This is a genomic window from Hoeflea sp. (genome assembly GCF_984452065.1).
This window is the reverse complement of the sequence record NZ_CFHWAF010000006.1, coordinates 59,631-68,349: the sequence shown is the minus strand read 5'-3', so window position 1 is coordinate 68,349 and position 8,719 is coordinate 59,631. Positions and strand designations below refer to the sequence as shown.

Genomic DNA, 8,719 nt, shown 5'->3' with positions numbered 1-8,719 from the left:
TGAACGGCTAAGCTTTCGACCGATTTTTCAATGAGCCGTAGCCAGTTGCGGTTGGCCTGCGTTTTCTGAACGGCTAAGCTTTCGCTGTTTATTGAGGGCAATACGGTCTTGTTGCGGTTGGCCTGCGTTTTCTGAACGGCTAAGCTATCGTCGGAAAACCCCAGATAGGCACGGGCGTTGCGGTTGGCCTGCGTTTTCTGAACGGCTAAGCTCCTTGTGTGGCTTTTTTACCGTTGCGAGCTGTTGCGGTTGGCCTGCGTTTTCTGAACGGCTAAGCTTCGCGGCGAGGCCGTCGTCAAGCAACAGGCGTTGCGGTTGGCCTGCGTTTTCTGAACGGCTAAGCTTGATGCGCATATTTCCGCAGGCCGTGCTCGGTTGCGGTTGGCCTGCGTTTTCTGAACGGCTAAGCTGTCATCGTCTTCTTCCTTGTCCGCATCATGTTGCGGTTGGCCTGCGTTTTCTGAACGGCTAAGCTCTGTTCGACGATATCCCGCCGGCATTCGCGGTTGCGGTTGGCCTGCGTTTTCTGAACGGCTAAGCTCGATACGTTTTTCAAACACGCTTCGACGGCGTTGCGGTTGGCCTGCGTTTTCTGAACGGCTAAGCTTCACCGACGACACGAACCTCGTGCTGACCAGTTGCGGTTGGCCTGCGTTTTCTGAACGGCTAAGCTATGTCAGCTACGGCGCCGACGATGCGCGCAGTTGCGGTTGGCCTGCGTTTTCTGAACGGCTAAGCTCGCCATGATCATCGACTCCGGTGGCGCGAAGTTGCGGTTGGCCTGCGTTTTCTGAACGGCTAAGCTGGGCGCCGAGCGGCGTCACGCCGATCTATTGTTGCGGTTGGCCTGCGTTTTCTGAACGGCTAAGCTCATATTCCTTCTGTCTGCGCAGCTTAATGAGTTGCGGTTGGCCTGCGTTTTCTGAACGGCTAAGCTTTGTTCAACTCGCAATATTTTTCGGCCTCCGTTGCGGTTGGCCTGCGTTTTCTGAACGGCTAAGCTAACTCGACATAAGTCGGCGGGTATTCCGGAGTTGCGGTTGGCCTGCGTTTTCTGAACGGCTAAGCTCTACAAATATCTCGGTATGCATGCGAAAGCGTTGCGGTTGGCCTGCGTTTTCTGAACGGCTAAGCTCAGCAACATAGGCTGTCTGAAAGCTTGCTCGTTGCGGTTGGCCTGCGTTTTCTGAACGGCTAAGCTGTCAGACGAATTGAAAGCCTTCGTCGATGGGTTGCGGTTGGCCTGCGTTTTCTGAACGGCTAAGCTATGCGAATGAATGCCGTCATAGCCCAACATGTTGCGGTTGGCCTGCGTTTTCTGAACGGCTAAGCTGAATATGGATCTCAAAAGGGCAGGGCTCATGTTGCGGTTGGCCTGCGTTTTCTGAACGGCTAAGCTCCGCTTCGGCGGTGCGCTCACATTGACGCAGTTGCGGTTGGCCTGCGTTTTCTGAACGGCTAAGCTCCATGGCGGCCCAAGGTTCTGATTTCAAAGGAATTTTGGGTCGCCGCAGCTTCGGCTAAATGCACTAAGACGTCAAAAAAGCGCCAACTGGCCGGGATTTTTCTGACGCTTCCGTCGCGCCTGATCCGAGAATCGGACAATATTCTCATATTGCCGGTCGGTAAATTGGAATATGAAAACATCGCCGCGCTCGGGAAGGTTCGATTCGATTCGCCGGGTGTGAGCTTCAAATTGTTCTTTGCCGGCACAAAAACGAATATAGTTGGAAAACTGGCTCATTTCAAAGCCTTGATCAAGCAGGAACATGCGGAAGTCATGCGCTGCCTTGCGCTGTTTCTTGGTCTCTACCGGAAGATCGAAGGTAACAAGCATCCACATCAATCTGTAAGCGGACAAATGGGTCGGGCCGCCAGCCTCTCTGTTTTTCTCGGTGTAAAGGGTCGTCATTCCGCTTCGAGGCCGAGCCCGGCCAGGACCAGCGGGGAGGGAGGACGTGGCAGATCAAGCTTTGCCGAGCCGCCGTTAAATGAGGTCGCGAGCGAGTGCACAAGACGTGATGCCTGGACGCTCAGCGGACTCGTTCCTTCGGCAGTATCCAGGTCCAGCGTCCCTAAACTTGCCAATGACTGTTTGGTTTCGACATTTACCTCTGTCTTTCCCGCATGCGCCAGATTGAACGCCATGCGATCCACCAGAGGCCGGTAGGGCTCCATGAGATCGTCGGCCAATGCGAAGGCGTTGCCCTGGTTGGAATGGTGAATGGCAAGCGTCGGATGAAGACCGGCCGCGCAAATCGCCCGTGATATGATGGCGCGAAGAATGGTGTAACCGTAATTGAGCAAACCGTTCACGCCGCCGCCATCACGATTGCGGCGGAACTCTTCGCCCATCAGCATCGGCCAGTAGCGCCGCGCAGCCTGCGCTTCGAGATTATCGGGGTCTCCGGATCGAACCTTCCTGGCCAGCATCTCGAAAGCGCCGGCCTCATGGCCAGCCGATTGCAGCACAGCGCCCTGATTGCGAATTTTCGCGGCGACGATCTTCTGCCAGGCCTGCTTCTTGAGCGGCAGTTTCGCATCGGCCTGGGCACGCATCCTGGCGCCTTGAAGGTGATGGCCCTCGATCGGCCACAGGCATGTGACCGGCGCATGGTTCGATGCGCAGATGACAACCGGGATGTTGCGCTCCGACAACCGCACGAAAACGGTGTTGGACCAGGTCAGGCCGTGCGCATGGGTGATCAGGCCGCCGATATCATCCAGTGCAATGCGGCCTATCTCCTCGCGATCTTTGACAATCGTCAGGAATCCGCGATGGATGCCAAGGTGCAGATCTTCGGTGGAGATATCGACGATGCGTTCCATGGCGAAAAATTACCATGGATTGCATTCCGAAGTGCAGACAACTTTAGGAAATGGTAAACGACCAACCTCAGACCCGGGGTCCGGGATCGTAGACCTGGCCGATTTCGTCGATGCGGACCTGGCGGGCCTTCAACCGGCTTAAACCTTTGCCGGATGTGTATATATATTTGAACGGATCCTCATCGGGCTTCGCGGCGTCGCGCGCCTTCAACGCGCCGGCCTCATTGTGCTCGGCCAAGGTCAACTGGCCCGCGCTGCTGAACTTGACCACCCGACAGACCACCCGCCCGCCATCGCGCTCAATCGCCACCATGTCGTTTTGATGAAGGCTGATCAGCTTCCTGGCGGTCGGGTTCTCCGCCCGCACTGCCGACGTCCAGCCGGGCTGATGCGCGTCGAATGTCGACACCACCTCGGCCACCCATTTGCCATTGGGCAGACACCAGACATCGTAGCGGAAATTCGAGTCGCCCTTGTAGCCCTTATAGGCCCGCCCGGACTTGTCGCGGATTGGAATCGTCTTCAGCGGCTCGACGATCCGCACATGACGGATGCCCTTGAATTTCGCATCGGTACTGGCGAAATCGAGGATTGCCTTTTCAAAGGCCTTGCCTTCAAGATCTCGCGTTGCTTCCCAAAGCCGGTCACGCAATTCAGAGTGACCATGGTTGTTGCAGCGAATCCTGAATATGTCGGCAGCTTTCTTTATCTCGGTGATCGGAACGCGGCGAACGACGAGATCGTTGCCCTTGTCGTCCTTCTCTCCGGTAAACCCGTACGCGGTATCGTTGTGCAATTGCCCGGCGGTCTGCCCTTTCCCCTCGGCGTAGCCCTTGCGGGACACCGTGCCGTGATCCGGTTTGTGGCTGACCACGGAAGCCTGCACCCGCTCACGCAATTCGTCGCGGAATCCGGGCCACGGATCGGGTATCTTCGACAGCACCTTTTCCGTTCCTTGCGCCTCGATTTCCTCCGATGCTGACGCGATTTTCTGAATCATCGCGCGGCTGGTGCAGGCGATGACAAAGGCATCGATGGAATGATGCCGGTGGTCCTTGCGGTTCTTCGGTTTCACCGCTTCTGTGTAATTGTGATCGGGGAGAATTTCGTTCAGTCCCCATTTGCGGCGCAGCATTTCCGTCATGCGCCCGGGCAGGGCGCGGACCCGATTGTGACGCCGCAACACGCCATCGATGTCAGCCTGCTCGGCCGGATACAGCGCGGCGAGGTAGGAAAGCGCCATGCGCGATACGTATTGCATGTCAGTCAACTGGCGCGCCGCGAACCCTTCCTCATCGGCAAAGCGGTCCATGGCGTTGCGCGCGAAGCGCCATTGCTTGTTCCTGGGCAGGTTGCCGGCGCGCGCCAGAATGTCGTCGTAGACGCCGTCCCATTCCGTCACCTCCGACGGCGCGCGATTGCGCTTCACCCGGTTGGCGCGCGCCTTGCAAAGCAGCCTGTTGGCCTGGCTGTCGTCCAGCGTGCGCGAATAGGGCAGGATGTGATCGATATCGACTTCGGCCGTGAAAAGGTCGCCGATCCTGATCGGCTCCCCGGAATAAATGCAGACACGGTTCAACGGCTGGTCCGGATTGAGTTCCTCCCACAGTTTCAGCCGCATACGGTTATAGCCGGTGTCAGGCTGACCGAGTTCCTCCACCAGTTTCTTGGACCGTTCCCCGGCGTCTCTGGTGTTCTTGCCGATCTTCCGGTTGACTTCATCGCGCAGCTTGTCGGTGAGTTTCAACTCGCGGCCGAGTTCGATGGCGATACGGTCCGGGCGGCCGTGCTTGCGGATGATCGCGTTGACGACACGGCGCAACTGGTTGAGCGCGATATGCACCGTCGGGTTGGTGATGCGGCCCATATGGCGGTCATAGGTCGGATCCTTGTCGCCGGGCGGCGCGCTGACGGAGCCTTCGCCGGGCGGAATATGCCGGGTCAAGACTTCCTGATATTTCGGCAGATATCTGAGGGCTTCACGGTCGGGGTCGTCCTCCGCATTGGTGCGGCCATAGATCTTGATCGCGGCCGCAGCCTCGGTGATGACCTTACCATCCTCGTCCGTGTCATGCTTCAGCGCATCGAGAAGGTTGGCGAGCGCCGACGGCCCGAGCCGTCCATAGCCTTCAGGCAATTGCACTTTCATCACCGCGTCGGCGCGCTCGTCGTCCAGACCGCAATCATCACGTAGCCAGGCGCGCAGTGTCTCCGGATCGGACTCCTCGCGCAGTCTTTCGATGATGGACCATTGCTTATCTGTTGATTTTTCGCTCCATGCGGGGCCGAAACAGTCCTTGTGCGAAAGCGCGGCGGCGATGACATCGCCCTCCAGCTTGGTACGGTTGTCGGTTTCCTTGTTAAAACGAAATTCCGGGCCGAGCTTCAAAAGCTTGCGCAGCGCCGGAAAACCGGCGGTTTTCGCGCCCTTGAGCTTGAGAACCAGGATATCGCGCTGCTCCGGCGTCAGCTTGACCGGGTTCTGATCCTCACCGATCAGAGCAAACTCGTTGACTTCCTTATAGAGCCGGAAGGCCTGAAACAGCGGATGTGCCTTGGGCAGCCGTTGTTCATCGGGATTGTAGCTGCATTTGCCGACTTTCGGCGGCACCAGGTCGCGTTGGTACAGGATGGTTTCGCGCAGCGCATCGATCTGTTTTGGGGTGAGCATGTCCGGATGATGCCCAGCCTGCGCCTCCATAATCGCGTCGAACTCGTCTTCCAGTTCGCTGCGGTCGGGATAGAACTCGTAGCCGTCGCCCTTCAATTCCGGATCGCTGCTGAATTCGCTCACCGGCCGCAACCGGGTGCGCACGGATTTGCCGGCCTGCCGCCGCTTGTAAAGGAACTCGCCATAGGTGCGGGCGCCTTCGGCAGCCATGGCATGTTGCAGGCGCGACACGCCCGAAGCTATCTTTCCGGCCTCGTTGTCGCGGCCGTCGGTCTTGCGGTTGGATTTGAAGCCGCGTCGCTGGTTCATCTGGAACAGAACGCGGCCAAGCTGGTGCGGGGTCAACGGCTCGTCCAGCGCCTTCGCCCGCAGCGCCAGAACACTGTTCGACAGGTCACCGCCCTTGCCGTCGCCGGTGTCGCGGACCAACCTTTCGCATTCTGACTTGTCCTCCGGCATCAAGCCGAATTCTGTGAGTTGTTTTAAGAGGCGATCCTTGCGCCTCAGCCTCCGGTCGCGCTGACGGCGCATGGTCCGCGCCTGCCGGCGCGCGACAGCAAGCGATTCCTTCGATTTCGCATCACGCCCGGCCATATCGGCGGCGGAAAAGATGCGTGTGCCGATATCGACGATGCGACCTTCGCCGATTTCACCGGGCTCTCCGTTTGTTTCGATGAGAGCCCAGCCGATTGAGTTTGTGCCGAGATCGATGCCTAATGTTTTCATCTTGTGCTATATGATTATTAATTGAAGCATGACAGCCTATACAACTAAAGAGCTATCAACGCAAGCTTTTCAGATCGAAATTTCGGGTATATAGTTTGTAAGGAATAGTGAATCAAAGCTTGACATGGGTAAATGGCAAGCGTAATTGATGAGTCGATCACGCCTCGCTTGGGTCCAAACCAAGCGAGGCCGATCTAGTCACATCTGTAGGGGCGTGACGAAAAACCAAGTCTTGCCGGGCGTCCAAACTCGGCAAGCAACAACATCCCCACATATTCCATTTTCGGGTATGTGAGTTTGTAGTTGCGGTTTGGACTGCGTTTTCTGAACGGCTAAATAGCCTGCCATACATGGGATTTCAAGTTCCATGTATGGCGGCGATACAACAGGCTTCTCCCATCGGGCACTTTGTACTGCGTTTTTGTCCGGCTGAACGGTTCTGGATTCAGTCAGATACTCACAATCGCTGCTGGCGCCCATTTTCTTACAAGTGAATCACACTTGACTGGTCGCTCGTTTCTTGCAACTATTTGTCCGTTCAGAAAACGCAGTCCAGCCGTTAACAAGCTGAGATATGCACCAGATAAGGCGCTCGCTCCGGCGGGCGCTTTTTGTTTGTTGTCGAGACTGTTCTGGCCTTTACGATCTGCGATGGACGGCGCGCTCTTGTTTATTTCCAGTGCTTCATCGCGTCGTCATCCGTATCGCGGGCGTCGACCCAGGACCCGGCGCTTCCGTCAGCCCTGATTTCACGCTTGCAGGACGGCGCCTTGTCCTACTCGGACATGTCGAAGGGTCATAATTTCCTCTAGCGAAATGATATTTCGTTTTTTGTTGCGCCGCCTGGCTTGGTTTGCGATCTTGCCGACTAGGCGGGCAAACAAACCCGCGCAAGATGAAAGGCACCGCAACCATCCATGTATGACCTTTTGAAAGGCGTTCGTGTCCTTGATTTGACGGCCGTTGTTCTAGGCCCGTTCGCAACTCAGTACCTTGGCGATTTCGGGGCGGACGTCATCAAGGTCGAACCGCATTCGGGTGATATCTTCCGTCACGTGCAGCCGTCCAGATCGCGGGGCATGGGGGCCGGTCACCTGGCGTTCAATCGCAACAAGCGTTCGATTGCGCTGGACTTGAAATCCGCTGACGGCCACCGGCGTTTCATGGCGCTTCTGGCGGAGGCCGATGTCCTGGTTCACAACATGAGACCGTCGGCTGCCAGACGGTTGGGTCTTGATCCAGAGGTGCTCCGGAACACCCATCCCCGGCTCGTATACTGCATGTCCACCGGCTATGGCAGCAAGGGACAGTACGCGGCTCTGCCTGCCTATGATGACATCATTCAAGCGGCATCCGGTATCGCGTCCGTGAATGCCGATGAGACCGGCGCACCGCGTTACCTGCCGACGATCCTGTGCGACAAGATTGGCGGACTGCATCTCGCCATGGCTGTGATGGCAGGGGTTATCCAGCAATCAAGGACCGGCAGAGGGTGCGTGATCGAAGCGCCGATGTTCGAGGGTCTGGTGTCGTTTTTGATGGCTGAGCATCTTTCAGGGGAGACTTTCCGACCATCCAGAGGAAGCTTGGGTTACAATCGGATTCTTTCCGAGCATCGAAGGCCTTATGCCACAAGAGATGGCTTTATCGGCCTCCTGCCTTACAGCGGCAAACACTGGGCCAGTTTCCTGGATGCTGTTGGCAGGGAGGACCTGGCACGGGCGGACTGGGTGCAGGATTCGGCGCGCCGCAGCGAACGCGTGGGTGAGCTGTATGCAGTTGTCGCCGAAGCCATGCCTGCGCGTTCGACGGCGGACTGGATGGACCTTTTGCGCGCACTGGATATACCGTGTACGCAGGTCAATTCGCTCGATGACCTCTTGCATGATCCACATCTTGCCGATGTCGAACTGTTTCAGGACATCGAGCACCCAAGCGAAGGGGCGCTTCGGTCGATCCGTTCGCCGTTCTGGGTTGACGGTGCCGAGGAGCATCCTGACAAGCCGGCTCCTGAATTGCTGCCGTCCGACGCCGATATCAACTGGGCGGAGCGGCAGAGGGTCGAGGGCGAACGTCTTCCTCCCGAATAGAGTTGCGACCACCAGGTTAGGCAAGCGCCTCCAGCACCTCGTCGGTCTTTGTAATGTAGGCCAGCGTGGGCAGCATTTTTTCCATCGCCCACTTGTGGTTTTCTTCGTCGTTGCCGGCACAGCAATCGCTGACTATGAAGACACGATAGCCGATATCGCTGGCATGACGTGCGGTGGCCTCGACGACGTAATTCGTCCAAAGGCCGAATATGACCAGCGTGTTCACGTCGGCATTGATCAGCGCCTGGCCTAGATTGGTCGTCAGGAACGGGTCGACACATGTCTTGTTGAGCACCAGTTCTCCTGGAAGGGCCGCGACGCTCTCATGAAGCTGCGCGCCCTCGGTCCCCAATACCATCGATTTCCGACTTCGCACCATGATCCAGAGGGGATTGTCTTTCGG

Annotated in this window: 6 protein-coding genes and 1 CRISPR repeat array; of the genes, 2 read left to right on the top strand and 4 right to left on the bottom strand. The window is 57.4% G+C overall.

The window, feature by feature from the left end:
- Positions 1 to 44: 44 nt before the first annotated feature.
- Positions 45 to 1,465: a CRISPR direct-repeat array (repeat unit 36 nt; unit sequence GTTGCGGTTGGCCTGCGTTTTCTGAACGGCTAAGCT).
- A gap of 72 nt (positions 1,466 to 1,537) precedes the next feature.
- The 3 genes from cas2 to cas9 all read right to left on the bottom strand — a co-directional run bounded on the left by cas2 (position 1,538) and on the right by cas9 (position 6,226).
- A complete protein-coding gene (gene cas2, locus AC5E6N_RS02620) occupies positions 1,538 to 1,912 on the bottom strand; it encodes a CRISPR-associated endonuclease Cas2 (protein WP_491691296.1) in 375 nt (124 codons plus the stop codon).
- Positions 1,909 to 2,829 (bottom strand): type II CRISPR-associated endonuclease Cas1, encoded by a 921-nt coding sequence (gene cas1, locus AC5E6N_RS02615; RefSeq protein ID WP_491746349.1) that lies wholly within the window; start codon positions 2,827 to 2,829, stop codon positions 1,909 to 1,911. The genes cas2 and cas1 overlap by 4 nt, the downstream gene beginning before the upstream one ends.
- Positions 2,830 to 2,896: 67 nt before the next feature.
- Complete coding sequence (gene cas9 / locus AC5E6N_RS02610) at positions 2,897 to 6,226, bottom strand: type II CRISPR RNA-guided endonuclease Cas9 (RefSeq protein ID WP_491746348.1); 3,330 nt, start codon at positions 6,224 to 6,226, stop codon at positions 2,897 to 2,899.
- 611 nt (positions 6,227 to 6,837) lie between these two features.
- Here cas9 and AC5E6N_RS02605 point away from each other — a divergent pair.
- Both AC5E6N_RS02605 and AC5E6N_RS02600 read left to right on the top strand, forming a co-directional pair.
- On the top strand, positions 6,838 to 7,038 hold the full coding sequence (locus AC5E6N_RS02605) for a hypothetical protein (protein WP_491746347.1): 201 nt from the start codon (positions 6,838 to 6,840) through the stop codon (positions 7,036 to 7,038).
- A gap of 105 nt (positions 7,039 to 7,143) precedes the next feature.
- Entirely contained in the window at positions 7,144 to 8,316 is a 1,173-nt protein-coding gene (locus AC5E6N_RS02600; RefSeq protein WP_491746346.1) for a CaiB/BaiF CoA transferase family protein, read from the top strand.
- Between the two features lie 16 nt (positions 8,317 to 8,332).
- Here AC5E6N_RS02600 and AC5E6N_RS02595 read toward each other — a convergent pair.
- The coding region (locus AC5E6N_RS02595; protein ID WP_491746345.1) for a cysteine hydrolase family protein at positions 8,333 to 8,719 on the bottom strand (387 nt) is incomplete at its 5' end.

Coding starts and splice junctions, on each gene's coding strand:
- cas2 (WP_491691296.1), bottom strand. CDS start 1,912: ATGACGACCCTTTACACCGAGAAAAACAGAGAGGCTGGCGGCCCGACC.
- cas1 (WP_491746349.1), bottom strand. CDS start 2,829: ATGGAACGCATCGTCGATATCTCCACCGAAGATCTGCACCTTGGCATC.
- cas9 (WP_491746348.1), bottom strand. CDS start 6,226: ATGAAAACATTAGGCATCGATCTCGGCACAAACTCAATCGGCTGGGCT.
- AC5E6N_RS02600 (WP_491746346.1), top strand. CDS start 7,144: ATGTATGACCTTTTGAAAGGCGTTCGTGTCCTTGATTTGACGGCCGTT.